We start from the raw sequence: 22,976 nt of genomic DNA, 5'->3' as shown, positions 1-22,976 counted from the left end.
TCATTCAGGAGGCGAACATGGCGGAAACGCTGAATTTGACGAAGGAAGCACTGGTCGCGCTGGCGGAGCGGCGACTTGAAAACGAAGTGGGCGACAGCGGCTGGTCTGCGCGACAAAAGCTCGCGCTGACGTGCCGGATCCTGTTCGACGCCGGCCACGATTCGGGCCTGGCCGGGCAGATCACCTGCCGCGCGGATGCGGCCGGCACGTACTACACGCAGCGGCTCGGGCTCGGTTTCGACGAAATTTCGGCCGCGAACCTGCTGCGCGTCAACGAGGATCTCGACGTCGTCGATGGCGAAGGCATTCCGAACCCGGCCAATCGGTTCCATACGTGGATCTATCGCGAGCGCCCGGACGTGAACTGCATCATCCATACGCATCCGGCGCATGTCGCGGCGCTGTCGATGCTCGAACAGCCGCTGGTCGTGTCGCACATGGACACCTGCCCGCTGTACGACGATTGCGCGTTCCTGAAGGACTGGCCGGGCGTGCCGGTCGGCAACGAGGAGGGCGAGATCATCTCGAGGGCGCTGGGCAGCAAGCGCGCGATCCTGCTGTCGCATCACGGCCAGCTGGTGGTCGGCAAGACGATCGAGGAGGCGTGCATCCTCGCGCTGCTGATCGAACGCGCGGCGAAGCTGCAACTGCTCGCGATGTCGGCCGGCGAGATCAAACCGGTGCCGCCGGCGCTGGCGCGCGAAGCGCACGACTGGATCTCGAAGCCGAAGCGCGATGCGGTGACGTTCGACTACTACGCACGCCGTGCGTTGCGTACGCATCGGGATTGCGTCGCTTGAGCGCGTGCGCCGTTTCGATCTCTTCACACAATCATTGAGGAATACCCATCGTGTCCATCCTGCTGAAAGGCATCATTGCCTACCCGGTCACGCCGTTCTCCGCCGCCGGCGACGTCGACCTGAAAGCGCTCGATGCGCTGATCGAACGCCTGATCGCCGACGGCGTTCACGCGATCGCGCCGCTGGGCAGTACCGGCGAAAGCGCATACCTGTCCGATGCCGAATGGGAGGCCGTCGCCACCGCGTCGATTCGCGCGGTGCGCCGGCGCGTGCCGACCGTCGTCGGGATTTCCGATCTCACCACGGCGGGCGCGGTGCGCCGCGCCCGCTACGCCGAACAGGCCGGCGCCGATGCGGTGATGGTGCTGCCGGTGTCGTACTGGAAGCTCGGCAACGACGAGATCGTCGCGCACTATCGCGCGATCGGCGACGCGATCGGCATCCCGATCATGCTGTACAACAACCCGGCGACGAGCGGCGTCGACATGTCGCCCGACCTGATCGCGACGATCTGCCGGGCCGTCGACAACGTGACGATGGTCAAGGAAAGCACCGGCGACATCGGCCGGATGCACCGGCTCGCGCAGTTGAGCGACGGGACGATTCCGTTCTACAACGGCAGCAATCCGATGGCGCTCGCCGCGCTGGCCGCGGGCGCGTCCGGATGGTGCACGGCCGCGCCGAACCTGAATGCCGCGTTGCCGCTCGCGTTGTTCGACGCGATGCGCACGGGCGATCTCGCGCGCGCCAGATCGGTTTTTCACGCGCAGTTGCCGTTGCTGCAGTTCATCGTCAACGGCGGGTTGCCGGTGACGGTGAAGGCCGGACTGAGGCTGCGCGGTTTCGACGCCGGCGAACCGAGGCGGCCGCTGCTGCCGCTCGGCGACGCACGCACGCGCGAACTCGAGCGCCTGCTGGCGGCGCTGCCGGAGGTTGCCGCGGCATGAGCGACGACGCGCGGCCGGCGATCGCGGCCGTCATCGACGCGGTGCGGATCGGCGCGAGCCGGCCGCTCGCCGGCACGCCGCACGCGAGCGCGATCGACAAGCAGCCGGTCGATGCGCGCCGGTGGCTGGGTGCGCTCGGCTTTGCCGGCGACGAGCAGGCCGATGCGCGGCATCACGGCGGCCCCGACAAGGCCGTTCATCACTATGCGCACGATCACTATGCGTGGTGGGCCGGGCAGATCGGCGCGCGCGACGTGCTCGCCCGGCCGGGCGCGTTCGGCGAGAACCTGTCGACGAGCGGCATCACCGAGCGCGACGTGTGTCTCGGCGACGTGTTCACGCTGGGTGGCGCGGTGCTCCAGGTGTCGCAGTCGCGGCAGCCGTGCTCGAAGCTCAACGCACGTTTCGATCATCCGAGGATGGCGGCGCTCGTGCAGCAAAGCGGCCGGACCGGCTGGTACTACCGCGTGCTGCAGGAAGGCTGGGTGGCGGCGGGCGACGTGCTGGCGCTGCATGCGCGCCGCTACCCGCAATGGCCGTTGTCGGCGGTGCTCGACGTGCTGTATCGACGCACGCTCGACATGGCCGCGCTCGACGCGCTGTGCGACGTGCCGCTGCTGCCGCCCGGCTGGCGCAAGATGCTCGAGAAGCGCCGCACGGAGCGGCAGGTCGAGGACTGGACGAAGCGGCTCGAAGGATGACGGGCCGCGTCCGATGCTTACTTCGTCGGCAGGTTGCGCACGTCGGCGGTCGGCTCGTTACCGAATGCGTCGCTCAGCACATAGCCGATCAGCTGTCGGGCGGTGGCCTCGGGCGTGGCGAGCGCGCCGCTCGCCTTCAACTCGTCGAATTTCTCGCGCATCGGGAAATTGTTTTCGTCGGTCGCGCGGATCGTGGCCTGCATGCCCGTATCGATGACACCCGGCGCGACGCTGCAGATCCGCAGTGCGCCGTTCGCGTCGAGCGCGACGGCGCGCGCATGGTGATCGAGCGCGGCCTTGGTCGCGCAGTAGATGCTCCAGCCCGCATACGCGTTGCGCGCCGCGCCGCTCGACAGGTGCGCGATCCGGCATTCGGTCGCGGCCGACGCGGCTTGCACGAGCGCGGCCGACAGCATCAGCGGCGCGGCGACGTTCAGGCCGACCGCGCGGGCGACGATCGTCGGGTCCTGCACGGCGAGCGGGCCGATCGGATCGACGATGCCCGCGTTGTTGAACAGCAGCACGAGCGACGCGTCGTCCACGAAGCGGCACAGCGTGTCGCCGGCCAGCCAGGCCGCGACGGCCGTGGAATCCGACAGGTCGAGTTCGACTTCGGCGAAGCGCTCGCCGGCCTGCGACGCGAGCGACGGATGGCGGCTGCGCGACACGCCGAGCACGGCGATGCCTTCCTGCAGCAGTTGTTCGGCGAGCGCCGCGCCGACACCGCGCGTGTGTCCGGTGACGATGGCGCGCACGGGTGCGGGAGAAGATGCAGTCATGGTGGTGAACCGGTGAGGGGTGAACGGTAGTGGCGAGCGGCGCGCACGCACGGCGGCAGTGAATTCGGGGCGAGTGATGCGTGGTATCGACGAGCGAAGACGGTCGCGCGCGGCGCGCTCGATATCGGGATGAGCGCCTATCGTAGCGCCGGCATGGGCATCGCGCAAACGCGGGGGCGTGCGCGAAGGCCGAATCTGCGGCGCTGCGGCCCACGCATCGTCGCATTGCACCGCGCGCGATCGGCCGCGCCGCTACGTCGGACGAAAGCATGCCGCGGCACGTGCGCGCGCTGGTGCGATGAGCGGCGCCGGGCCGCTCGCCGCGAGCTATCATATGGCTCGCCCGTGCGCGATGCCGCGCGGGCCGCGATCGTTTCCCTTCACCTGCTGCACGCCGCGACGCTACTCATGAACACCACGCCGGATACGCCCACGCCCCGCGCCCTTCGCGAACTCACGCCCCTCGAGGCCCGCATTCTCGGCGTGCTCGTCGAGAAACAGCACACGGTGCCGGATACCTACCCGCTGTCGCTGAACGCGCTGACCGCGGGCTGCAACCAGAAAACCGCGCGCGCGCCGGTGATGAACGTCAGCGAGGACGAAGTCACGACCGCGCTCGACGGGCTGAAGCACCTGAGCCTCGTGATGGAAGGCAGCAGCAGCCGCGTGCCGCGTTTCGAGCACAACATGAACCGCGTGCTCGGCATCCCGAGCCAGGCGATCGCGCTGCTGACGATCCTGTTGCTGCGCGGCCCGCAGACGGCCGCCGAGCTGCGCCTGAACAGCGCGCGCCTGCACGGCTTCGCGGATATCTCGTCGGTCGAGGCGTTCCTCGACGAACTCGCGGCGCGCACGCAGCCGCTCGTCGTCCGGCTGCCGCGTGCACCGGGTGCGCGCGAGAACCGCTGGATGCACCTGATGTGCGGCGAAGTGAACATGGCCGACTTCGCGAGCGCGGATGCCGGCGGTGGCGCGGATTCGGTGCCGCCTTCCGAATTCGAGGCACTGAAGGCCGAGCAGAAGCGCCTCGCGGACGAAGTGGCGCGACTCAATGCGCTGGTTCAGCGGATGGCGAGCGAACTCGGTATCGACGTCGATGCGCCGGGCGACGCGGGCTGACAGACGCCCAAGGCACCTGAAACGGAGTGACACCGGCGCACACGCGCTCACGCGCGCGCCGGGTGACGAACGCGCTCCGCAACCCTGCCCGAAGCCGCATTACCAGCGGCACCCCGCCTTCGCGGACGCATCGACGTCCTGCGCCCACGCGAAATCCGTTTGCTTGCCGGTGCGTGCGTTGCGGTACGTCATCGAATAGACGATCGCGCCCTGGCTCGTCATCTCGTACTCGCCGTTGATCTTGCCGTCGACCATTTCCCACCACGTGGTCGTGAACTGGTACGGTCGGCCCTCCGCCAGTTCTTCGTGATCCTCGTGCTTGAACAGCAGCGGGATCGCCGTCTTCGACTTCGCATACCGGACGACACCGCCTTGCCACTTGGCCACGTCGTCGTGGTACGTGCGCAATTCGAAGCGCACGGGTTTGTCTCCGCTCGTCTGAAAACACAGCACTTCGGTACTGACTTCCGCCGACGCGGGCAATGCGATGCACAGCAGCAACGCCGCGAATGTTTTTTTCATGTTCGTCTGTCCGTCATGGAAAAGCGCTTCAACCGACACTGATTCGCGTGGCGCCCGCATCGACGAGCCGGAACAGCAGGTCCTCGACCGCCGCGCCCGGCGCCGAGCCGAGATCCGCGTTGACGCGCCATCCGTGCTCGGTGTTCGCCGGTTCCGACAGATAGTGAACGATGCCGTGCAGGCCGTCGTCGGCCGGCATGCTTTCGTCGTCGGCGTCGAACCACGCGAAGAACCAGGTCTTGAACACCTCGGTGGCCGCGGCTTCGTCGAGACCGTCGGCTTCGATCGTCGCCCAGTCCCACACGAACGGATGGATCGATACGGCTACCGTTTCGAGCTCGAACGCGAACGGCTCGAAATCGAGTTGCGTGGTCGAATCGACCATCGCCGGCTGGCCAGCCGATTCGCCTTCGCCGTGAATGGTGTCGGCCCGGCATGGCAGCGCGAGCGGGCCTTCGGTGGCGAGCGTGCCGTCGGCTTTCCGGTAGGCCGGCTCGACGACGGCGGCCGGTTGCGTGGCCGCTTGCGCGAGCAGCTCGGCGTAGGGTTGGCGGATGGCGCTGAGGAGGTCGGATACGGTCATCGTGGCGTGTCGGGCAAGGGGTGAACGATCGGTCGCAGGCAGGCGGCGCATGTTGCCGCCGGTGTCGAGCGAGGGGCCGCATCGGCAGCGGACAGCCACGATCGTACGGCACCGCGGTGACACGCGACCACTCGGCCGAATGGCCGAATGGCCGGCGGACCGCGATCGCCGTCACGTCGCGACCCGTCGTGTCGATTTCGGTCGACTTCCCCGCAACCCGCTATCGTTCCGCACGGGTGCCATAATCGAGCCTGCCCATCATTCCAGACAGATGTCCCCCGGAGAATCACCATGCAGAACCTCGACAATCCTTCCCACGATCGCGAGGTAGGCAGCGCCGACGCGACGCAGGACACCACCCGCATCGACGACGTCCGCATCGGCGCGGTGCGTCCGCTGATTTCTCCCGCGCTGCTGCTCGACGAGTTGCCGGTGCCGGCCGCGACGCAGACGCTCGTCGAGGATACGCGCCGCGCGATCGGCGACATCCTGCACGGCCGCGACGACCGGCTGCTGCTCGTCGTCGGCCCGTGCTCGATCCACGATCACGACCAGGCGCTCGATTATGCGCGCCGCCTGAAGGCCGCCGCCGACGCGCTGAAGGACGACCTGCTGATCACGATGCGCGTGTACTTCGAGAAGCCGCGCACGACGGTCGGCTGGAAGGGGTACATCAACGATCCGCGCCTCGACGGCAGCTTCCGCATCAACGAAGGGCTGCGCGCCGCGCGGCAACTGCTGCTCGACATCAACGCGCTGGGCCTGCCGGCGTCGACCGAATTCCTCGACCTCCTGAGCCCGCAGTACATCGCCGACCTGATCGCGTGGGGCGCGATCGGCGCGCGCACGACCGAGAGCCAGAGCCATCGTCAGCTCGCGTCGGGGCTGAGCTGCCCGATCGGCTTCAAGAACGGCACCGACGGCGGCGTGCAGGTCGCGTCGGACGCGATCGTCGCCGCGGCCGCGAGCCATGCGTTCATGGGGATGACGAAGATGGGGATGGCCGCGATCTTCGAGACGCGCGGCAACGACGACGCGCACGTGATCCTGCGCGGCGGCAAGAACGGCCCGAATTACGATGCGGAGCACGTCGAAGCGAGCTGCGCGGTGCTGCGCAAGGCCGGCTTGCGCGAGCAGGTGATGGTCGACTGCTCGCATGCGAACTCGAACAAGTCGCACGAGCGGCAGATCGAGGTCGCGCAGGATCTCGCGCGGCAGTTGGGGCAGGGCGAGCACCGGATCGTCGGCGTGATGGTGGAGAGCCATCTCGAGGCGGGCAGGCAGGACCTGAAGCCGGGCGTGCCGCTGCAATACGGCGTGTCGATCACCGATGCGTGCCTGAGCTGGACGCAGACGGAGCCGGTGCTCGACGTGCTGGCGGAGGCGGTGCGGCATCGCCGGGTGTATGCGCGGAATGCGTGATGCTGCGCGGCGGCGCGGCGCCCGCCGCGTGATTCGATGTGTTCGATACGCCGCGAAGATCGGGCGCTCGTCCGTGAGATTGCGCTAATCGACGGGTCACGGCGCCATTTTCCGCGCCGCGCGCGCCGTCTGTTTGCACGAACCTTGATCCTGATCCGTTCCGCCCCGCTTGCCACGTTGCACGCTCAACGCACGATCCGGCGAATCCCGCTACCATGAAAGACGTGTTGCTCGCTGCAGTCCGGCCACGCACACACGCGTGGCGGTGCGGCCGGCCGTCACGCGACCGACGAAGCGCGGGGCGGCCATCCGCGGGGCGGCCATCCGCGGGCGCTCACCGATCAGCCATTGCGCCCGCGTCGCTTCGTTCCCGGAATCCACAACAACCGAACCGGAGTGCATCACACATGAAGTTCTACAAGACCCTCCTCGCAGCAACCGTCCTCGCGTCGAGCATCAGCGCGCATGCGCAGATCGCGGGCGCGCAGCCGATCAGCGTGACCGTCGAGCAATCGCAGGCGCTGCTCGAAGGCTGGAGCGTGAAGAAAAGCGTGCTCGGCAAGACCGTGTACAACGACGAGAACCAGAAAGTCGGCAAGGTGCGCGACCTGATCGTCGCGCCGGACGGCTCGGTGTCGGCCGCGATCGTGTCGGCAGGCGGCTTCCTCGGCGTGGCCGCGCACGACGTCGCGGTGCCGATCGCGTCGCTCGACGTGCGCAACGGCAACATCTACCTGCCGGGTGCGACCAAGGAAGCGCTGAAGGCCACGCCGGCGTTCCAGTACGCGAAGGTGCCGTCGGCGCCGAAGCCGAAGAAGGTCGACGAAAAGCACTGATTTGCCGTATCGCGCGGCACGCGTCGTACGTCGCGTGCCGCGCGTCCTTGCGACGGTCAGGTTGCGTCGAGTCCGCCGTCGACCGTGATCACCTGACCTGTCATCCATGCCGCCTGCGGCGACGCGAGCGACACGATCCAGTTCGCGACGTCCGCGGGCTCGCCGCGCCGGCCAAGCGGAATGCGCGTGCGCTCCTGCGCCTTGATTGCTTCGATGTCGGGTGCCGACAGCTTCATCCGTTCGGACAGGAAGTCCGTTTCCGTCGGGCCTGCCGCGACGGCGTTCACGCGTACGCCCGCCGATGCGAGCTCGAGCGCCCAGCAGCGCGTCAGATGCTCGAGCGCGGCCTTGCTCGCTGCATAGTGCGACAACAGCGCCGCGGCCTTGTGTCCGAACGTGCTCGACACGTTGACAATGCTGCCGCGGGCTGCTTTCAGATGCGGCAGCGCGGCGGTCGCGAGCATCGACGGTCCGAGCGTATTGACGCGGAAGATCGCGCTGATCGCGTCGAAGGTCGCCGACTCGAGCGGCAGGATCGCCCCCGCGCCCGCATTGTTGACCAGCACGTCGAGCCGCCCCGCCAGTGCGACCGTTTCGTCGATCGTGCGCGTGGCGTCGGCCGGATCGCCGGCATCCGCGACCACGTAGTCGATGCCCGGCGCGCTGCGCGCGGCGGCGGAAAGCGCCTCTTCGCGGCGGCCCGTGATGACGACGCGCGCCCCTTCGCGTGCGAACGCGACGGCCGCCGCCCGCCCGATGCCGGCGCCGCCGCCGGTAATGAGGACCACCTTGTTGTCGAATGACTGCATGACTTTCTCGTGAAGATGATGGGTTGAACGTGCGTGCCGTTTAGCGTTCGTGCGCATCGTCCGCCGGCGCCAGCGCCACCACGTGGCTGATTCCCTCATGCGCCATCTTCGTGTAAGGACTGAAACGCTCCGTATTGCGGACGAGCTCTTCCGCCACGACGCGTTCGACGCCCGGCAGCCGCACGCGAATGTTCGCGTTCAGCATGAACAGCCCGTCCATCGGATCGCGGCAGAAGTCGATCGACGCGGACACCGATGCACCGGCGATCGACACCCCCGCCCGTGCAGCCAGCAGGCTCAGCGCGCCGTGAAAACACGCCGCATAGCTCGCGGCGAACAGTTGCTCCGGGTTCGGGCCGTCGCCGGGTCCGCCGAGCGCGGACGGCAGGCGCAGCTCGACATCGAGCCGCCCGTCGTCGGAACGCGCGACGCCCGATGCGCGGCCGTGCTCCGCCGCGCCGCCGGTAACGGTCACCGTCGTCGAGTACAGCGTCTGCGGTTCTCGTCCGCGATACCGGTCGAGCAGCGATAGCGGCGGCGGGCGCAGCGGCGTCATGATGTGCGTGATCCGGCCGAGGCGCTCAGCGCGCGGGCTGGTTCTGCCGGAACCACGCGTCGAAGGTCGTCGCGCCGAGGCGCGCACCGGCTGTCGGCACGAGCGTATCGTCCTGCAGCACGGCGCCGAAGTAGTCGGCGCTGGCGTCGCGCGTCACCGTGCGCGCGTCGTGCGTCGCCGACAGGAAACGCTCGACCAGATCGGCGATCCGCACGCGCTCGGGGCCGCCGATTTCGGCGATGCCGTTGCGCGGCGCGTCGAGCGCGAAGTCGGTCACGGCGGCCGCGACGTCGTCCGATGCGATCGGCTGGAAGTGCGCGGTGGTCAAGCGGACCGTGTCGCCCTGCGCGCCGGCCTGCGCGATCGCGCCGACGAATTCGAAGAACTGCGTCGAGCGCACGATCGTGTACGGCACGCCGGCTTCGCGGATCAGGTTCTCCTGGATGATCTTGCCGCGGAAATACGCGCTCTGCTGCAGCCGGTCGGTGCCGACCACCGACAGCGCGACGTGATGGCGTACGCCGGCCGCGCGCTCCGCGGCGAACAGGTTGCGCCCCGACGCCTCGAAGAACGCCTTCACGGCCGCTTCCTCGAACGACGGCGAATTCGCGAGATCGACGACGACCTCCGCGCCGGCCAGCGCGGCGTCCAGCCCCGCGCCCGTGATCGTATCGACGCCCGTCGACGGCGCGGCCGCCACCGCGTCGTGGCCGCGTGCGATCAGGTTCCTGACGACCTTGCTGCCGATCAGGCCGGTACCACCAATCACGACGATTTTCACGATTGCTCTCCTTGAACGGGCGCGCGACATGCGCGCCGCTTGAATCTGCCGAAACCGGCGCCCATCGCGTTCGCGCGATCGGGCCGGTACGTTGCCGAACGGCGCAGCGCCGTATTCGCGTGCCTGTCGAACAGCCCGCATCGTAGGCATGCGCCGCGCGATCCGGTAGAGGCCGGCAAGCCCTCACCATGTTGCCGGGAATGCATCAATCGACCGTCTCCAGCGGCGCCAGCGTCGTCATCGTGGTCAGGCACTGCAGATCGCGCGCCCGCGTCTGTTCGATCATGTAGTCGATGAACACGCGGATGCGCGTGGGCAGATGCTTGCGGCTCAGGTAGCAGAGATAGTGGCCGCCGTCGTCCGGCGCGTGCTGGCCGAGACAGCTCAGCAGCCGGCCGTCGGCGAGCAGGTCGCACACCTGGTACGCGGGCAGCTGCGCGATGCCGAGCCCGTCGAGCGCCGCGTGCACGACGAGATCGATGTCGTTGAACGTGTGATGCGCGGCGATCTGGCGCTGCTGCGTCGCCCCGTCGATCCTGAATTCCCATTCCGTCACGCGGCCCGATGCGGTGCGCAGGTTGATGCAGCGATGCCGCTCGAGATCGTCGACGTGGCGCGGCAAGCCGTGCCGGTGCGCGTACGATGGCGACGCGCAGACGATCATCTGCATCGGAATCAGCCGGCGCGCGACGATCGCGCTGTCCTCCATGCGGCCGTCGCGAAACGCGACGTCGATGCGGTCGGCGGAGAAATCGACGGGCCTGTCGTTCAACAGCAGTTCGAGCGTGATGTCCGGATACCGCGCATGGAAGTCGCGCAGCAGCGGCGCGATGACCTTGCGGCCGAAGCCCGGCGTCGCGCCGATGCGCAGGTGTCCGCTCGGCGGCCCGCTGCGCAGCTCGCGCATGTCCTCGAGCGCCTGCGCCAGATGCTCGATGCCGGGCCGGCAGTTTTCGTAGAAGAGTTCGCCTTCGCGCGTCAGCGACATGCTGCGGGTCGTGCGCTGGAACAGGCGGGCGTCGAGCCGATCCTCGAGCCGTTGCACGTGGCGGCTGACCGACGAGCGGCCGACGCCGAGGCGATCGGCGGCGCGTGCGAAGCTGCCTTCCGTGACAACGGCCAGGAAGGTGACGACGCCGGCGTAGCAGGTCGAGAAGCTGCGTGCGAAAGGGTCGTCGGCGTCGGGGCGGCGGATGGAGGTGTCGGGCATGGAGGCGCTGGAATCGTGGTGTCCGTATGCGACTAGACGGTTCAGCGCTGCCGCCTGTGACACCGCCCGCCGCATTTTTTCAAAAAAGGGCGCGGCGGCGTGCGGGCCGGCTATTTCTCCGGCACGAGCACGGGTGCACCCTTGTCCTTCAACAGCAGCACGATGAACTTCGCGGGCCGCGTCCGGCTCGCATTGCGTCCGACCGTGTGCAGATCGTTCGGGCCCTCGTAGAAGGTCTGGCCCGGCTTCAGCGTGACGGGCTCGCCGCCCTTCACCTGCATCACGATCGAGCCCTCGACGACATAGACGAAGGCCTCGGCGTGGTGACGGTGGACCGGGTCGACCGCGCCGGGCGGATATTCGACCGAGATCATCAGGGCTTCCTTGCCCGGATACGCGTCGAGCGGCTTCGTCATCAACGGGGTGACGATGGCCGAAGGCGCCGCGTGGACAGCGCCGGTGGTCGAGGCGGCGACGAGCGCGGCCGCGATGGCATGTTTCAGGCGAATCATCGGATGGATTCCAGTGAAGCCGCCGGCCGGCAGCCGGCGGCGAAGCAGGGAGCGGCCCGTAGCCGGGCGCGGGCGTCAGGCGAGATTGGCCTTGTCGAGGCCGTAAGCCTTGTCGGCCGAGCCCGGAGCGGTGCGGAACGCCACGTTCGCGCGGTTCCAGCCGTTGATCGCCATCACCTCGAACGTCAGGTCCGACAATTCCTTCTCGGAGAACTGGCCGCGCACGCGATCGTAGACGTCGTCGGGCACGCCGTGCTCGGGGAGTTTCGTCAGTACTTCGGTCCAGGCCAGCGCAGCCCGCTCGCGCGGCGAGAACAGCGTCGATTCGCGCCACGTCGCGAGATGGTGAAGGCGCAACTCGCGCTCGCCGTGCAGGCGAGCCTCCTTCACGTGCATGTCGAGGCAGAATGCGCAGCCGTTGAGTTGCGACGCACGCGCGGACACGAGGTCACGGATCGATTCCTCGATCGCGCTGCCGCGCAGCAGGTTGCTGAGTTCGAGGAATTGCCGGAACAGTTCCGGCGATTGATGCATGTAGTTGAGACGCTGCGTCATGATTTCTCCTGGCGACGAAGAGGCTGGCCCGCGTTGCGCGGGCGTCGGGGGCGGCAGGGCGCCGCGCGAAATCATCTTAGGAGTGTGGGCCGGCGCGCGGTAGCCACGCACAGGGACGCATCGTGTTGCGCGGGCTGCACCAATGCCGCATCGAGCGGTGCACGACGCGCGCTTCGGGGTTCAACCCATCGCTAGGGCGTGAACACGCCCTAGCCAGCACTGCACGCGGCTGCGATGCGCGCGAGCTTGTCGGGGTTGCGCTGCACGAGAATCCGGACGATGCGCGTGCCGTCCGTCTCGAACGCCATCGCGGATTCGAGCTGGCCGGCGATGATGCGCAGCATCGCCCATTCGCCGTTCAGCACGACCGGACGCATTTCGACGCCGCTGCCGCAGCGCAACCACGTCGCGTAGAACAGTTGTGCGATGCGGCGACCGCCGACCATCGGTTTCGGGAAACTCTGGACCTTGCCGCCGCCGTCGCCGATCAGCATCGCATCTTCGGCGAGGAGCGCCTGGATCGACGGAAAATCGCCCTGCGCGAGGGCATGCGAAAAGGTCTGCAGCAATTGCCGGTGCGTTTCGCGCGGCACGATGTGGCGCGGCCTGTCGTCGTCGCGCAACTGGGCCTTCGCCCGGCTGACGAGCTGCCGGCACGCGGCTTCGGATTTGCCGATCGCGTCGGCAATCTCGTCGTAGTCGGCATCGAACACTTCGCGCAGCAGAAAGGCTGCGCGCGCTTCCGGCGTCAACCGCTCGAGCAGCAGCAAATAGGCGACCGACACGTCGTTCGCGCGCTCCGTCATTTCCTCGGGTGTCGCAGGCGATTCGCCGAGTTCCGGCTCGGGCAGCCAGATACCCGTGTAGTGCTCGCGCCGGATCTTCGCCGCGCGCAGCCGGTCGATCGACGTCCGGGTCGTGACCGCGACGAGCCATGCCTCGGCATTCTCGATACCGTCGCGCGCCGCGTCGTGCCAGCGCAGCCACACGTCCTGCACGATGTCTTCGGCGTCCGCGATGGAGCCGAGCATCCGGTACGCGATCTTTTGCAGGCGCGGACGCAGCGTGTGGAAGATCTGTGCGTCGTCGCTCATGACAGCCACACCCCGCTGAACCCGAATGCAACCGGCCCGCTCAGGAACACATTGCCGGTGCCATCCCAATGCACCGTCACGTTGCCGCCGTCGCATTCGACGTTCACGGTCTCGTCGAGCAGTCCGCGCCGGATACCGTTGACCACCGCGCCGCACGAACACGAGCCGGAGCCGAGCGGCACGCCGCCGCCGCGCTCCCAGATGCGCAGGCGAATGTGCGTGCGATCGATGACCTGAACGAAATGCACGTTGGTTTTCCGCGGAAACAGCGGATGCGTTTCGATCGCCGGGCCGAGCGTTTCGAGGTCGAGTGCAGCGACATCGTCGACGAAGAACGTGCAGTGCGGATTGCCCATGCTGCAGGCGGCCGGTGTGCCGGGCAGCGGCAGCGCGAGCGTGTCGGCGGCTTCGGCAAAGGGTATGTCCTGCCAGCCGAACCGCGGCGCGCCCATCTCGACCTTGATCAGTCCGTGCGCATCCTGCGAACAGTGCAAGCGGCCGCGATTCGTGCGCAGCACGACCGACGCCGCGCCGGTTTCCCGCATCAGCTTCCATGCGGCGCCGCGCGTCGCGCTGCCGCAGGTATCGAGCGTCGAGCCGTCGGGATTCCGGAAGGCGACGTACGCGGTGGCGTCGTCGCAGTCCGAGATCAATGCGAGCTGATTGAAGCCGATGCCGCGATGCCGGTCGCCCATGCGCCGCACGAGATCGCGATCGACGCGGTGCGCTTGCTCGTGTCCCTGATCGCGCAGGTCGACGATGACGAAGTCATCGCCATTCGCGTTCATCTTCTGAAATGCGATCGGCATGGCGGTTCCGGAGTGGGGGTAGGCGAACACTGTACGTGGCTCGGCGGTCGCGGGCAATCGTTGCCCGACGAGGCGCATGCGACAGGGGTCTACGTAATTCTACGTAGCCCCGCATACGTAGTTATCCGCTTGTAAGCCTCCCCCATCGCGCGGAATACTACGGCCCATCGCCGCGGCCTCTGCGAGGCTGCGGCACGACGCATCGACGTCACGCGGGTTCGGCGCCTCGCCGCATCCACTCAAAAACACATTGGAGACCAGGAGACGCCATGAATCGGGCTTCCAGTACCCTGCTATGGATCGCGGTCGCGCTGCTCGGCGCGTTCGCATTCGGCACGATCGCACTCGCGCACGGCGAACGCGTCAGTGCCCTCTGGATCGTGATCGCCGCAGTCTGCGTGTATCTGATCGCGTATCGCTTCTACAGCCGTTTCATCGCCAGCAAGGTCATGCAGCTCGACGGGCTGCGGATGACGCCGGCGGTCAAGTACAACGACGGCCTCGACTACGTGCCGACCAACAAGTACGTGCTGTTCGGCCATCACTTCGCCGCGATCGCCGGCGCCGGGCCGCTGGTCGGACCCGTGCTCGCCGCGCAGATGGGCTATACGCCCGGCATGCTGTGGATCCTGGCCGGCGTCGTGTTCGCCGGCGCGGTGCAGGACTTCATCGTGCTGTTCATCTCGACGCGCCGCGACGGCCGCTCGCTGGGCGACCTCGTCAAGATGGAGCTCGGCACGGTGCCCGGCGTGATCGCACTGTTCGGCGCGTTCCTGATCATGGTGATCATCCTCGCGGTGCTCGCGCTGATCGTCGTGAAGGCGCTGACCAATTCGCCGTGGGGCACGTTCACCGTCGCCGCGACGATTCCGATCGCGCTGTTCATGGGCGTCTATACGCGCTACATCCGCCCGGGCCGCATCGGCGAAGTGTCGATCATCGGCTTCATCGGGCTGATGGCCGCGATCGCGTTCGGTCAGAACGTGGCCGCCTCGCCGGCGATCGCCGCGTGGTTCACGTTCAGCGGCACGCAGCTCACGTGGATCCTGATCGGCTATGGCTTCGTCGCGTCGGTGCTGCCGGTGTGGCTCTTGCTCGCGCCGCGCGACTACCTGTCGACGTTCCTGAAGATCGGCACGATCCTCGGCCTCGCGATCGGCATCCTGGTCGTCGCACCGGAACTGAAGATGCCCGCGCTGACGAAGTTCGTCGACGGCACGGGCCCGGTGTGGGCGGGCAACCTGTTCCCGTTCCTGTTCATCACGATCGCGTGCGGCGCGGTGTCGGGCTTCCACGCGCTGATCTCGTCGGGCACGACGCCGAAGCTGATCGACAACGAAACCAACGCGCGCTTCATCGGTTACGGCGCGATGCTGATGGAATCGTTCGTCGCGATCATGGCGCTGGTCGCCGCGTGCGTGATCGAACCGGGCATCTACTTCGCGATGAACGCGCCGGCCGCCGTGCTCGGCTCGACGCCGGAAGCGGTCGCGAACACCGTCACGCAATGGGGCTTCGTGCTGACGCCCGACATGCTCACGCAAACCGCGAAGGCCGTCGGCGAAACCACGATCATCGCGCGTGCGGGCGGCGCGCCGACGCTGGCCGTCGGCATGGCGCACATCCTGCACCAGGTGATCGGCGGCGAAGCGATGATGGCGTTCTGGTATCACTTCGCGATCCTGTTCGAGGCGCTGTTCATCCTGACGGCCGTCGACGCCGGCACGCGTGCGGGCCGCTTCATGCTGCAGGATCTGCTCGGCACGTTCCACCCGGCGCTCAAGCGCACCGAGTCGCTGCCCGCCAACCTCGTCGCCACCGCGCTGTGCGTGGCCGCGTGGGGCTACTTCCTGTACCAGGGCGTGGTCGATCCGCTCGGCGGCATCAACACGCTGTGGCCGCTGTTCGGCATCTCGAACCAGATGCTCGCCGCGATCGCGCTGGTGCTCGGCACCGTCGTGCTGTTCAAGATGAAGCGCGAGCGCTACGCCTGGGTGACGATCGTGCCGACCGCGTGGCTGCTGATCTGCACGCTGACGGCCGGCTGGCAGAAGATTTTCGACGCGAACCCGAAGGTCAGCTTCCTCGCGCACGCCGCGAAGCTGCAGGCCGCGGTGGACGAGGGCAAGGTGCTCGCGCCGGCGAAGTCGATCGCGCAGATGAAACGGATCATCTTCAACGACTACATCGATGCGGCGCTGGCCGGGCTGTTCATCTTCGTCGTCGTGGCGATCGCGGTGTACGGCCTGCTCGCCGTGCTGCGCGCGCGCCGCGAGTCGAAGCCGACCGTGCGCGAGACGCCGTACGAAGCGATGCCGGCCGCGCAGGCGCTCGGCAGCGGACGTTAAGGGGAGGCCGCGATGTTCAGCGATCTTGGCGGCGACCTGCGCAGCGCGGGGCGTTACCTTGGGCAGGCGTTGCGGCTGATGGTCGGCCTGCCCGACTACGATACCTACGTCGCGCACATGCGCGACACCCATCCGGACCGCGAGCCGATGACGTACGAGGAATTCTTCCGTGAGCGTCAGAATGCGCGGTACGGGTCGGGGGCGGGGAAGTGTTGCTGAACCGGGCCGTTGCAATCGCCTGACGAATCGGTTCGGTATCGAAACGGAAGCGCCGCGATGGCTGTCGCGGCGCTTTTTTCTTTGGTGGGCCGACGACGCGCACCGCAGGGCGCTTGCGTGCCGTTTGCCCGCGCGCAGCGCGGCGGCATCCGGCCGCCGGTATCATTAGGGCACTTTCTTTTCCCGATGGACCGCAGGAGAACACGTCGTGCATGTCGGTGAGCGTTTCAACAGCATTTCCCATCTCGTCGGCGCGGTGCTGTCGGTGGCCGGCCTCGTCGCGCTCGTGACGATGGGCGCGCTCGAAGGCGACCCGTACAAGGTGGTGAGCTTCAGCGTGTACGGCGCGATGCTGATCCTGCTCTACGCGATCTCGACGGCCTATCACAGCGTGCGCAACCCGCGCCTGAAGGCGATCCTGCAGAAATGCGACCATGCGGCGATCTATCTGCTGATCGCAGGGAGCTATACGCCGTTTACGCTCGTCACGCTGCGCGGCCCGTGGGGCTGGTCGCTGTTCGGCGTGAGCTGGGGGCTCGCCGTGTTCGGCATCGTGCAGGAGCTGACGCTCGGGCGCCGCACGCGCCTGCTGTCGATGATCCTGTACGTGCTGATGGGCTGGCTCGCGCTCGTCGCCGTGCGGCCGCTGATCCACGCGCTGCCGCCGGTCGGCACCGCATGGCTCGTGGCCGGCGGCGTGATCTACAGCGCGGGGATCTACTTCTTCATCAACGACGAACGCATCCGCCACGGACACGGTATCTGGCACCTGTTCGTGCTGGCCGGCAGCCTGTGCCAGTTCGTCAGTGTCGCGATGTATGTCGCGTGAGGGGCATGGCGCGTTGAGCGCGTGATGCTCCGCGCGTCGCGAGTCGGCCGCAGCATGCGCTACCGGCGCGGCGCGTCCCGCAGCGCGCCGAAGCCCACCCATCCCCAGTACACGCGATGATGCGCGATCAACCCGTCGCGCAGATCCATCACCTCGACGAGATCGACCTGATCGCCGTCCGGCGTGGCGCGCGGGTATTCCCAGACGAGCTGGCGGCCGTTCGAGAAGAACAGCCCGGTCCGGTACCAGCGTCCGAGCGGGTTGTCCGGATTGCGCAGGCCGGCCGCGAAGAACGCGCCGATCGCGGCCTTGCCGTGCAGCACGCCCGAGCCGTGTTCGGGCAGCGTGGCGACGACGAGCGGCGTTTCGAGCACCGCGTCGTCGGCATACAGCGACATCAGCGCGTCGAGGTCGCGGGCGACGACGGCCGCGTGCCAGTCGTCATGGATGCGCCGGGCATCGGCATCGGTGTCTGCGGGTGTCATGGCGGGTTTCCGGAAGTCGATCACGGAAACCACTGTAGGGGTGCGCCGCCGCGAGACGTTTCACGTCGACCCGAAACGTGGATGCCGGGCCGCGCCGCGGGCGCTCTGCGGGTGGCGCCTAGCCGGCCAGCGCGTCGAGATTCAGCGCATGCGACTTGCCGATCCACACCGCGCAATCGCGGTGGTCGCGCAGTTCGTCGTGCGTATTCGGATGCAGGAAGATGTCGAGCGCGCCGCGGTTCAGCACGAGCCACGGCACGATGTCGTCGAATCGCGCGGCATCGAACGCGATCTGGTACGACCACGCCGGATGCGGGCCGACGAGGCGTTCGTGAAAGCGGCCGAGTTCGATGACCGCGCCGAACCGCGCGTCGACGACCTGGCGAAATGCCCAAGCCGCGTCGCGGCTTGCCGCATCGAAATAGACGTGCGCGTGCCAGCTGTCGATGGCGGTAGTGTCGAGAGCAGCCATGGGAAGACTCGATTAAAAATGAAAATGCCTGGGATGCCGTGCGAAACGGTCGATGCGTGATTATCGCGCGTCCTTGCAGATTGCGTCGCGTCTCAATCCGGCGGGCCGATGCGAGTGATTTGTCCTGCATCAGAAGAATCGGCTGATCCGACTCGATCGCTTCGATGGTATCCGTGTGCGCGATAACACGCCAAGCCTTGTGCGCAGGCGCGCCGGCCGGATTTCCGTCGGCAACACGTCATTTCGGAAATTGAAAGAGCGTGGTGAGCGTCCCACCGGATCGCCGGTAAAAGTCCGATCAGATCGTTGAATGAAATAAAGAAATTCCATTTCGAAGGGATACGCGAACGACGCAGTTCGCACGCCGAATGCGCGGCTGAAAATAACAATTGCGGATTCGGCTATTCAAGCGGGATGCGGCCCGACATACGATGATTTCAACGCATCGATGCTGGATCGATGCGGGGACAACCATCTGGAGGCCATTATGCGATCCCTCGTTCCCGTTGCCGTTCTTTCCTGCGCACTCGCTGCGCTGCCGGCCGTCAGCTTCGCGCAGACGATCGGCGTCGCCGACACTTCGCATGCCGCGTCGTTGACCTGGTCGGCGGCGCGTGCCGAAACCGATGTGCAGCTGATGCAGATGACGCGTGCCGGCTATCGCGCGACGACGGCCGGCAACCAGAACTATCCGCTCGCGATGCAACGTGCGCTCGAGCGCGTGTACAACCCGGTGCCCAACCGGTGGCCCGACGAAAAAGCCGCGATGCAAGCGCGGGCGGCCCGCGACGTGCAGAGCGGCCATCCGGTGAAGGCGTTCTTCGTGAAAACCGCGTACTACCTGAAGGGCGACAACACGTTTTGACACAGGAGACGAACATGGCATGCGCTGACCGATTGCTCGGCGGGTGGCGTGCGTCGGCGATACGCAGGCCGCCGCACGCGTGCGCGGCACGGCGGCGCGCCGATGTGCACGGCATGCGACGCCGAGCGGACGACCTGCGCGACGCGGGCGGGTGCGCGGTTGCATGCGGCGACGCGCGGTCCGGGGCGACGGCGGACGACGCGAGCGCGAGCGAGGGCGGATCATGAAGGCTGCCCGGAAAGGCCGTCGCCATCCGCCGTTGACGCGCGAATGGCTGCTGCCGCTGCCGCCCGCGCATGCACGCGACATCTCGCTGAAATGCCACATGGCGCTGGTCGCGCTGCGCGGCGAGCACGGTAGCGAAACGCTGCTGATGAGGCTGCGCACGAGCGTGTATCTGGTGTTCCTCGCGCTCGACGATGTGGTCTCTCCCGACGCGACCATCGACCTATGCGTCGACGCGGAGCGCGTGCTGGACGCGAGCGTGGCGCGCGCCGCGCGAAGCGGTGCATGGACGCTGCACGACGACGAATGCGCGGTGCTCGAACGCGTGCTCGCCGCGAACGACGCATGCGTCGCGACGCTCACGCGGCATCGGCTGGCCGAGCTGTGGCGTCACGTCTGCACGTTCGCTTCCGCCGAACAGCCGGGGATCGTCGCGCAGGCGGCGGCGAAGATGCGGGCGCCGGCCGTTCTGCATTGAATCGCTGGCCGCGGGCCGCGTTTCATACCCGTCCGATTCCATCGCGCGGCCGCGCGCCGTCTAATGACACGACTGGAACCCGGCGTGGCCGGGCGACGAGGATCCATCCTCGCGTTTGCGGCGATCGTGCGTGTCGACGCGAACGCATTCGTTTCGGTCAGGAGGAGCGATGGCGCTATACAGGAGCGGCGGCTACTTCACGTGCGGAAGTGGCCGCGCATTCAGCGAGAATCTGCCGCCGGGCAGCAAGGTGACGGTGGCGGGCATCTATCGATGCACCGTGTGCGGCGACGAAATCGGCATTGCGAAATGGCAGATGCTGCCGTCCGAGGACGCGCATCCGCACGATCTCGATCCGCCGTCCGACCCGCTGCTCGATCCGGGGCCGACCGCGTGGCAACTGATCGCCGCGGCGGAGTCGCGCAGCTAGGCAACCGACGTTCGCCGCCGCACGCACGCGCGTGAGCGCAATGCGGCACGCGGCGTCCGCCAAAACAAAAAGCGCCGCGGAGCGAACTCCGTGGCGCTTCTTCGATCCCAGGCCGCTGCGAAGGCGCGACCCTCCGCGCGGCTCACCGCGCTGCTTAAGCGGCCGTCGCCGACTTCGCCGGCTTCTGCAGCTTGCCCTTGCCGGCGCGCTGGATTTCCTCGAGCTTGATCTCGACGTGGCGCGAGAACACGTACTCGGCCGGACGCTGCTTCGCGATCGAGATATCCGGTGCGAACGGGCCGTCGGTCTTGATGCCCTTGCGGCTCACGCGCAGCGCCTTCAGCGGGTTCGAGATCGTGTCCATCACGGCCGTGGCCTCGAAGCCGCAGTGGACCATGCAGTCCGCGCACTTCTCGTAGTTGCCGACGCCGTAGTTGTCCCACTCCGTCGTTTCCATCAGTTCCTTGAAGGTCTTCACGTAACCTTCGCCGACCAGGTAGCACGGCTTCTGCCAGCCGAACACCGTACGCGCCGGGTTGCCCCACGGCGTGCACTTGTACGTCTGGTTGCCGGCCAGGAAGTCGAGGAACAGCGACGACTGGCTGAACGACCAGCGCTTGCCGCCTTCGCCGCGCTTCAGGATTTCGCGGAACAGGTTCTTCGTCTTGTCGCGGTTCAGGAAGTGCTGCTGATCCGGCGCGCGCTCGTATGCATAGCCCGGCGACACGGTGATGCCGTCGACGCCGATCGGGCCCAGCGTGTCGAAGAACTTCGCGACGCGTTCCGGCACCGCATCGTTGAACAGCGTGCAGTTGATGTTCACGCGGAAGCCGCGGCGCTTCGCTTCCTTGATCGCCGCGACGGCCTTGTCGTACACGCCTTCCTGCGACACCGAGTGATCGTGCGCTTCCTTGTCGCCGTCGAGGTGGACCGACCAGACGAAATACGGGCTCGGCTGGTAGTCGTCCATCTTCTTTTCCATCAGCAGCGCATTCGTGCACAGGTACACGAACTTCTTGCGCTTCATGATGCCCTTGACGATTTCCGGCATCTCCTTGTGGAGCAGCGGCTCGCCGCCGGCGATCGACACGACGGGTGCGCCGCACTCGTCGACGGCCTGCAGGCATTCCTCGACGGACAGGCGCTGGTTCAGGATCGGATCCGGATAATCGATCTTGCCGCAGCCGTTGCACGCGAGGTTGCAGCGGAACAGCGGCTCGAGCATCAGCGCGAGCGGATAGCGTTTGTTGCCGGACAGGTGCTGGCGCACGATGTAGGCGCCGACACGGACTTGCTGGAGCAGCGGAATAGACAAGGGATGTCCTCCTTAAACTTCGCGGGCGACAGCTTGCGTGAGCTTCGCCGGCAACTTGAATTCGACTTTTTCTTCACGGCCCGCCATCGTCGCGACATCGACGGGCCCCAGCGCGCGCAGCGCGCCGATTACATCCTCGACCATTTCCTCGGGCGCCGACGCGCCGGCGGTCAGGCCGACCGTCTGCACGCCCGCGAACCATTCGGCCTTCACTTCCGAGCCGTCGGCGACGAGATAGCTCGGTACACCGCTTTCGGTGCCGATCTCGCGCAGGCGGTTCGAGTTCGAGCTGTTCGTCGCACCGACGACGAGCAGCACGTCAACCTGTTCGCTCAGCTCGCGCACGGCGGCCTGGCGATTCTGCGTCGCATAGCAGATGTCGCGCGTGTCCGGGCCGACGAGGTCGGTGAACCGGCGCTGCAGCGCTTCGATGATGCCGCGCGTGTCGTCGACCGACAGCGTGGTCTGCGTGATGTACGCGACCGGCGTATCGACGGGCAGCGTCAGCGTATCGACTTCGGCTTCGCTCTGCACGAGGATCACCTCGGCCGGAATCTGGCCGATCGTGCCTTCGACTTCCGGGTGGCCCGCGTGGCCGATCAGGATCAGCCGGCGGCCCGCCGCGACGTACTGGCGGCCCTGTACGTGCACTTTCGTGACGAGCGGGCAGGTCGCGTCGAGCACGTCGAGCCCGCGCGTTTGCGCGTCGCGCTCGACCGTCTGGGCGACACCGTGCGCGCTGAAGATCGCGACAGCGCCGTGCGGCACCTCGTCGAGTTCCTCAACGAATCGTGCCCCTTTATTACGCAGATTTTCGACGACATGCCGGTTGTGCACGATCTCATGACGCACATAGACCGGCGCACCGTGCTGTTGCAGCGCGCGATCGACGATCTCGATCGCACGGACAACCCCCGCACAGAAGCCGCGGGGCTGGGCAAGGATGACTCGCATAAGTGAGCGAACTCCGACGACAGACGCCGGGGTTCGAGGCGCTTGGCACGCGCTTGCTCGCCCCGGCTTGATGTTATGAAGGCAGGAACGAACCGGCCGGCCAGGCCCCGGAACCCCGAATTAATCGCGCATTTTAACCCTATCGGGCCGTCCGTGCTTCGGTGCCGTGTCGACACCGTTGCAATTGCGGGAGAGCCGCGTCGGCGCTGGCGCGCGCGGAACCCGGTAAACTGCGCGGTTTCGCGGGCGGCCGCTCCGGCTGCCCGCCATCGCGCTCATTTCAAGGCCATTCGATGACCGTCGATTCTCACGCGTATTGCC

The 22,976-nt window shown here is 67.2% G+C and carries 27 protein-coding genes; 12 read left to right on the top strand and 15 right to left on the bottom strand.

The window, feature by feature from the left end; all coding sequences use genetic code 11:
• The first annotated feature begins 17 nt into the window (after nt 1-17).
• The 3 genes from HWX76_RS21370 to HWX76_RS21360 are packed head-to-tail and all read left to right on the top strand — an operon-like array spanning nt 18 to nt 2,448.
• Complete coding sequence (locus HWX76_RS21370) at nt 18-800, top strand: aldolase (protein WP_050013405.1); 783 nt, start codon at nt 18-20, stop codon at nt 798-800.
• Between the two features lie 50 nt (nt 801-850).
• Nucleotides 851-1,747 (top strand): dihydrodipicolinate synthase family protein, encoded by an 897-nt coding sequence (locus tag HWX76_RS21365; RefSeq protein WP_050013404.1) that lies wholly within the window; start codon nt 851-853, stop codon nt 1,745-1,747.
• Nucleotides 1,744-2,448 carry an MOSC domain-containing protein gene (locus HWX76_RS21360; RefSeq protein ID WP_176016307.1) on the top strand — a complete coding sequence of 235 codons (705 nt, stop codon included), beginning with the start codon at nt 1,744-1,746 and terminating at the stop codon, nt 2,446-2,448. Before HWX76_RS21365 ends, HWX76_RS21360 begins: the two co-directional genes overlap by 4 nt.
• 17 nt (nt 2,449-2,465) lie before the next feature.
• Here the strand turns inward: HWX76_RS21360 and HWX76_RS21355 are convergent, their stop codons facing one another.
• Nucleotides 2,466-3,227 (bottom strand): SDR family oxidoreductase, encoded by a 762-nt coding sequence (locus HWX76_RS21355; protein ID WP_176016306.1) that lies wholly within the window; start codon nt 3,225-3,227, stop codon nt 2,466-2,468.
• Between the two features lie 408 nt (nt 3,228-3,635).
• On the opposite strand from HWX76_RS21355, the gene HWX76_RS21350 reads away from it, so the two are divergent.
• Nucleotides 3,636-4,346: a YceH family protein gene (locus HWX76_RS21350; RefSeq protein WP_050013493.1), complete on the top strand. Its 711-nt coding sequence runs from the start codon at nt 3,636-3,638 to the stop codon at nt 4,344-4,346.
• A 99-nt stretch (nt 4,347-4,445) separates the two neighbouring features.
• Here the strand turns inward: HWX76_RS21350 and HWX76_RS21345 are convergent, their stop codons facing one another.
• Entirely contained in the window at nt 4,446-4,868 is a 423-nt protein-coding gene (locus HWX76_RS21345) for a hypothetical protein (protein ID WP_050013401.1), read from the bottom strand.
• Between the two features lie 28 nt (nt 4,869-4,896).
• Complete coding sequence (locus HWX76_RS21340) at nt 4,897-5,451, bottom strand: hypothetical protein (protein ID WP_176016305.1); 555 nt, start codon at nt 5,449-5,451, stop codon at nt 4,897-4,899.
• Nucleotides 5,452-5,742: 291 nt separating this feature from the next.
• Between HWX76_RS21340 and HWX76_RS21335 the strand changes: the two genes are divergently transcribed.
• Both HWX76_RS21335 and HWX76_RS21330 read left to right on the top strand, forming a co-directional pair.
• On the top strand, nt 5,743-6,873 hold the full coding sequence (locus tag HWX76_RS21335; RefSeq protein ID WP_050013399.1) for a 3-deoxy-7-phosphoheptulonate synthase: 1,131 nt from the start codon (nt 5,743-5,745) through the stop codon (nt 6,871-6,873).
• A gap of 407 nt (nt 6,874-7,280) precedes the next feature.
• On the top strand, nt 7,281-7,709 hold the full coding sequence (locus tag HWX76_RS21330; RefSeq protein ID WP_050013398.1) for a PRC-barrel domain-containing protein: 429 nt from the start codon (nt 7,281-7,283) through the stop codon (nt 7,707-7,709).
• Between the two features lie 56 nt (nt 7,710-7,765).
• On the opposite strand, the gene HWX76_RS21325 is transcribed toward HWX76_RS21330, so the two are convergent.
• From HWX76_RS21325 to dapF, 8 genes are all read right to left on the bottom strand, one after another.
• Nucleotides 7,766-8,518 (bottom strand): SDR family oxidoreductase, encoded by a 753-nt coding sequence (locus HWX76_RS21325; RefSeq protein WP_050013397.1) that lies wholly within the window; start codon nt 8,516-8,518, stop codon nt 7,766-7,768.
• A gap of 40 nt (nt 8,519-8,558) precedes the next feature.
• Entirely contained in the window at nt 8,559-9,074 is a 516-nt protein-coding gene (locus HWX76_RS21320; protein ID WP_050013396.1) for an Ohr family peroxiredoxin, read from the bottom strand.
• 25 nt (nt 9,075-9,099) lie between these two features.
• On the bottom strand, nt 9,100-9,855 hold the full coding sequence (locus HWX76_RS21315) for an SDR family oxidoreductase (RefSeq protein ID WP_050013395.1): 756 nt from the start codon (nt 9,853-9,855) through the stop codon (nt 9,100-9,102).
• Nucleotides 9,856-10,060: 205 nt separating this feature from the next.
• The gene (locus tag HWX76_RS21310; protein ID WP_050013394.1) at nt 10,061-11,065 is read right to left on the bottom strand and encodes a LysR family transcriptional regulator; all 1,005 of its coding nucleotides are present in this window, start codon (nt 11,063-11,065) and stop codon (nt 10,061-10,063) included.
• A gap of 110 nt (nt 11,066-11,175) precedes the next feature.
• Nucleotides 11,176-11,577 (bottom strand): cupin domain-containing protein, encoded by a 402-nt coding sequence (locus tag HWX76_RS21305; protein WP_050013393.1) that lies wholly within the window; start codon nt 11,575-11,577, stop codon nt 11,176-11,178.
• Nucleotides 11,578-11,652: 75 nt separating this feature from the next.
• On the bottom strand, nt 11,653-12,132 hold the full coding sequence (locus HWX76_RS21300; RefSeq protein ID WP_050013392.1) for a carboxymuconolactone decarboxylase family protein: 480 nt from the start codon (nt 12,130-12,132) through the stop codon (nt 11,653-11,655).
• Between the two features lie 209 nt (nt 12,133-12,341).
• Entirely contained in the window at nt 12,342-13,226 is an 885-nt protein-coding gene (locus HWX76_RS21295; protein ID WP_089489895.1) for an RNA polymerase sigma-70 factor, read from the bottom strand.
• A complete protein-coding gene (gene dapF / locus HWX76_RS21290) occupies nt 13,223-14,035 on the bottom strand; it encodes a diaminopimelate epimerase (protein ID WP_089489894.1) in 813 nt (270 codons plus the stop codon). The genes HWX76_RS21295 and dapF overlap by 4 nt, the downstream gene beginning before the upstream one ends.
• A gap of 269 nt (nt 14,036-14,304) precedes the next feature.
• Between dapF and HWX76_RS21285 the strand changes: the two genes are divergently transcribed.
• The 3 genes from HWX76_RS21285 to HWX76_RS21275 all read left to right on the top strand — a co-directional run bounded on the left by HWX76_RS21285 (nt 14,305) and on the right by HWX76_RS21275 (nt 17,431).
• Nucleotides 14,305-16,383 carry a carbon starvation CstA family protein gene (locus HWX76_RS21285; RefSeq protein WP_050013389.1) on the top strand — a complete coding sequence of 693 codons (2,079 nt, stop codon included), beginning with the start codon at nt 14,305-14,307 and terminating at the stop codon, nt 16,381-16,383.
• Nucleotides 16,384-16,395: 12 nt separating this feature from the next.
• Nucleotides 16,396-16,602, top strand: a complete 207-nt coding sequence (locus HWX76_RS21280; protein ID WP_050013388.1) for a YbdD/YjiX family protein — start codon at nt 16,396-16,398, stop codon at nt 16,600-16,602.
• Nucleotides 16,603-16,810: 208 nt separating this feature from the next.
• Nucleotides 16,811-17,431, top strand: a complete 621-nt coding sequence (locus tag HWX76_RS21275) for a hemolysin III family protein (RefSeq protein WP_050013387.1) — start codon at nt 16,811-16,813, stop codon at nt 17,429-17,431.
• Nucleotides 17,432-17,490: 59 nt separating this feature from the next.
• Here the strand turns inward: HWX76_RS21275 and HWX76_RS21270 are convergent, their stop codons facing one another.
• Nucleotides 17,491-17,916, bottom strand: coding sequence for a nuclear transport factor 2 family protein (locus tag HWX76_RS21270; RefSeq protein WP_050013386.1), 426 nt, complete (start codon nt 17,914-17,916; stop codon nt 17,491-17,493).
• A gap of 118 nt (nt 17,917-18,034) precedes the next feature.
• Nucleotides 18,035-18,388: a DOPA 4,5-dioxygenase family protein gene (locus tag HWX76_RS21265; protein ID WP_089489893.1), complete on the bottom strand. Its 354-nt coding sequence runs from the start codon at nt 18,386-18,388 to the stop codon at nt 18,035-18,037.
• 487 nt (nt 18,389-18,875) lie between these two features.
• On the opposite strand from HWX76_RS21265, the gene HWX76_RS21260 reads away from it, so the two are divergent.
• The 3 genes from HWX76_RS21260 to HWX76_RS21250 all read left to right on the top strand — a co-directional run bounded on the left by HWX76_RS21260 (nt 18,876) and on the right by HWX76_RS21250 (nt 20,386).
• Nucleotides 18,876-19,253 carry a hypothetical protein gene (locus HWX76_RS21260; protein WP_176016304.1) on the top strand — a complete coding sequence of 126 codons (378 nt, stop codon included), beginning with the start codon at nt 18,876-18,878 and terminating at the stop codon, nt 19,251-19,253.
• Nucleotides 19,254-19,476: 223 nt separating this feature from the next.
• A complete protein-coding gene (locus HWX76_RS21255) occupies nt 19,477-19,956 on the top strand; it encodes a hypothetical protein (RefSeq protein WP_089489892.1) in 480 nt (159 codons plus the stop codon).
• A 169-nt stretch (nt 19,957-20,125) separates the two neighbouring features.
• The gene (locus tag HWX76_RS21250) at nt 20,126-20,386 is read left to right on the top strand and encodes a hypothetical protein (protein WP_050013382.1); all 261 of its coding nucleotides are present in this window, start codon (nt 20,126-20,128) and stop codon (nt 20,384-20,386) included.
• Between the two features lie 154 nt (nt 20,387-20,540).
• Here the strand turns inward: HWX76_RS21250 and hpnH are convergent, their stop codons facing one another.
• On the bottom strand, nt 20,541-21,701 hold the full coding sequence (gene hpnH, locus HWX76_RS21245; protein WP_012339213.1) for an adenosyl-hopene transferase HpnH: 1,161 nt from the start codon (nt 21,699-21,701) through the stop codon (nt 20,541-20,543).
• A gap of 12 nt (nt 21,702-21,713) precedes the next feature.
• Nucleotides 21,714-22,655 (bottom strand): 4-hydroxy-3-methylbut-2-enyl diphosphate reductase, encoded by a 942-nt coding sequence (ispH, locus tag HWX76_RS21240; protein ID WP_050013381.1) that lies wholly within the window; start codon nt 22,653-22,655, stop codon nt 21,714-21,716.
• Between the last annotated feature and the right edge of the window lie 321 nt (nt 22,656-22,976).

The organism is Burkholderia sp. BCC0398 (assembly GCF_902833245.1).
Taxonomy (GTDB): domain Bacteria; phylum Pseudomonadota; class Gammaproteobacteria; order Burkholderiales; family Burkholderiaceae; genus Burkholderia; species Burkholderia sola.
Note: the sequence above shows the minus strand (reverse complement) of the source record. Positions and strands in the feature narration are given on the sequence as shown.

What these genes read in the sequence shown, in the direction of transcription:
- HWX76_RS21300 (WP_050013392.1), bottom strand. Translation starts at nt 12,132, where the DNA reads ATGACGCAGCGTCTCAACTACATGCATCAATCGCCGGAACTGTTCCGG.
- HWX76_RS21355 (WP_176016306.1), bottom strand. Translation starts at nt 3,227, where the DNA reads ATGACTGCATCTTCTCCCGCACCCGTGCGCGCCATCGTCACCGGACAC.
- HWX76_RS21265 (WP_089489893.1), bottom strand. Translation starts at nt 18,388, where the DNA reads ATGGCTGCTCTCGACACTACCGCCATCGACAGCTGGCACGCGCACGTC.
- HWX76_RS21280 (WP_050013388.1), top strand. Translation starts at nt 16,396, where the DNA reads ATGTTCAGCGATCTTGGCGGCGACCTGCGCAGCGCGGGGCGTTACCTT.
- HWX76_RS21325 (WP_050013397.1), bottom strand. Translation starts at nt 8,518, where the DNA reads ATGCAGTCATTCGACAACAAGGTGGTCCTCATTACCGGCGGCGGCGCC.
- HWX76_RS21270 (WP_050013386.1), bottom strand. Translation starts at nt 17,916, where the DNA reads ATGACACCCGCAGACACCGATGCCGATGCCCGGCGCATCCATGACGAC.
- HWX76_RS21330 (WP_050013398.1), top strand. Translation starts at nt 7,281, where the DNA reads ATGAAGTTCTACAAGACCCTCCTCGCAGCAACCGTCCTCGCGTCGAGC.
- HWX76_RS21255 (WP_089489892.1), top strand. Translation starts at nt 19,477, where the DNA reads ATGAAGGCTGCCCGGAAAGGCCGTCGCCATCCGCCGTTGACGCGCGAA.
- HWX76_RS21310 (WP_050013394.1), bottom strand. Translation starts at nt 11,065, where the DNA reads ATGCCCGACACCTCCATCCGCCGCCCCGACGCCGACGACCCTTTCGCA.
- dapF (WP_089489894.1), bottom strand. Translation starts at nt 14,035, where the DNA reads ATGCCGATCGCATTTCAGAAGATGAACGCGAATGGCGATGACTTCGTC.
- HWX76_RS21360 (WP_176016307.1), top strand. Translation starts at nt 1,744, where the DNA reads ATGAGCGACGACGCGCGGCCGGCGATCGCGGCCGTCATCGACGCGGTG.
- HWX76_RS21305 (WP_050013393.1), bottom strand. Translation starts at nt 11,577, where the DNA reads ATGATTCGCCTGAAACATGCCATCGCGGCCGCGCTCGTCGCCGCCTCG.
- HWX76_RS21370 (WP_050013405.1), top strand. Translation starts at nt 18, where the DNA reads ATGGCGGAAACGCTGAATTTGACGAAGGAAGCACTGGTCGCGCTGGCG.
- HWX76_RS21340 (WP_176016305.1), bottom strand. Translation starts at nt 5,451, where the DNA reads ATGACCGTATCCGACCTCCTCAGCGCCATCCGCCAACCCTACGCCGAG.
- HWX76_RS21285 (WP_050013389.1), top strand. Translation starts at nt 14,305, where the DNA reads ATGAATCGGGCTTCCAGTACCCTGCTATGGATCGCGGTCGCGCTGCTC.
- HWX76_RS21260 (WP_176016304.1), top strand. Translation starts at nt 18,876, where the DNA reads ATGCGATCCCTCGTTCCCGTTGCCGTTCTTTCCTGCGCACTCGCTGCG.
- HWX76_RS21345 (WP_050013401.1), bottom strand. Translation starts at nt 4,868, where the DNA reads ATGAAAAAAACATTCGCGGCGTTGCTGCTGTGCATCGCATTGCCCGCG.
- HWX76_RS21250 (WP_050013382.1), top strand. Translation starts at nt 20,126, where the DNA reads ATGGCGCTATACAGGAGCGGCGGCTACTTCACGTGCGGAAGTGGCCGC.
- HWX76_RS21320 (WP_050013396.1), bottom strand. Translation starts at nt 9,074, where the DNA reads ATGACGCCGCTGCGCCCGCCGCCGCTATCGCTGCTCGACCGGTATCGC.
- ispH (WP_050013381.1), bottom strand. Translation starts at nt 22,655, where the DNA reads ATGCGAGTCATCCTTGCCCAGCCCCGCGGCTTCTGTGCGGGGGTTGTC.
- HWX76_RS21335 (WP_050013399.1), top strand. Translation starts at nt 5,743, where the DNA reads ATGCAGAACCTCGACAATCCTTCCCACGATCGCGAGGTAGGCAGCGCC.
- HWX76_RS21295 (WP_089489895.1), bottom strand. Translation starts at nt 13,226, where the DNA reads ATGAGCGACGACGCACAGATCTTCCACACGCTGCGTCCGCGCCTGCAA.
- HWX76_RS21350 (WP_050013493.1), top strand. Translation starts at nt 3,636, where the DNA reads ATGAACACCACGCCGGATACGCCCACGCCCCGCGCCCTTCGCGAACTC.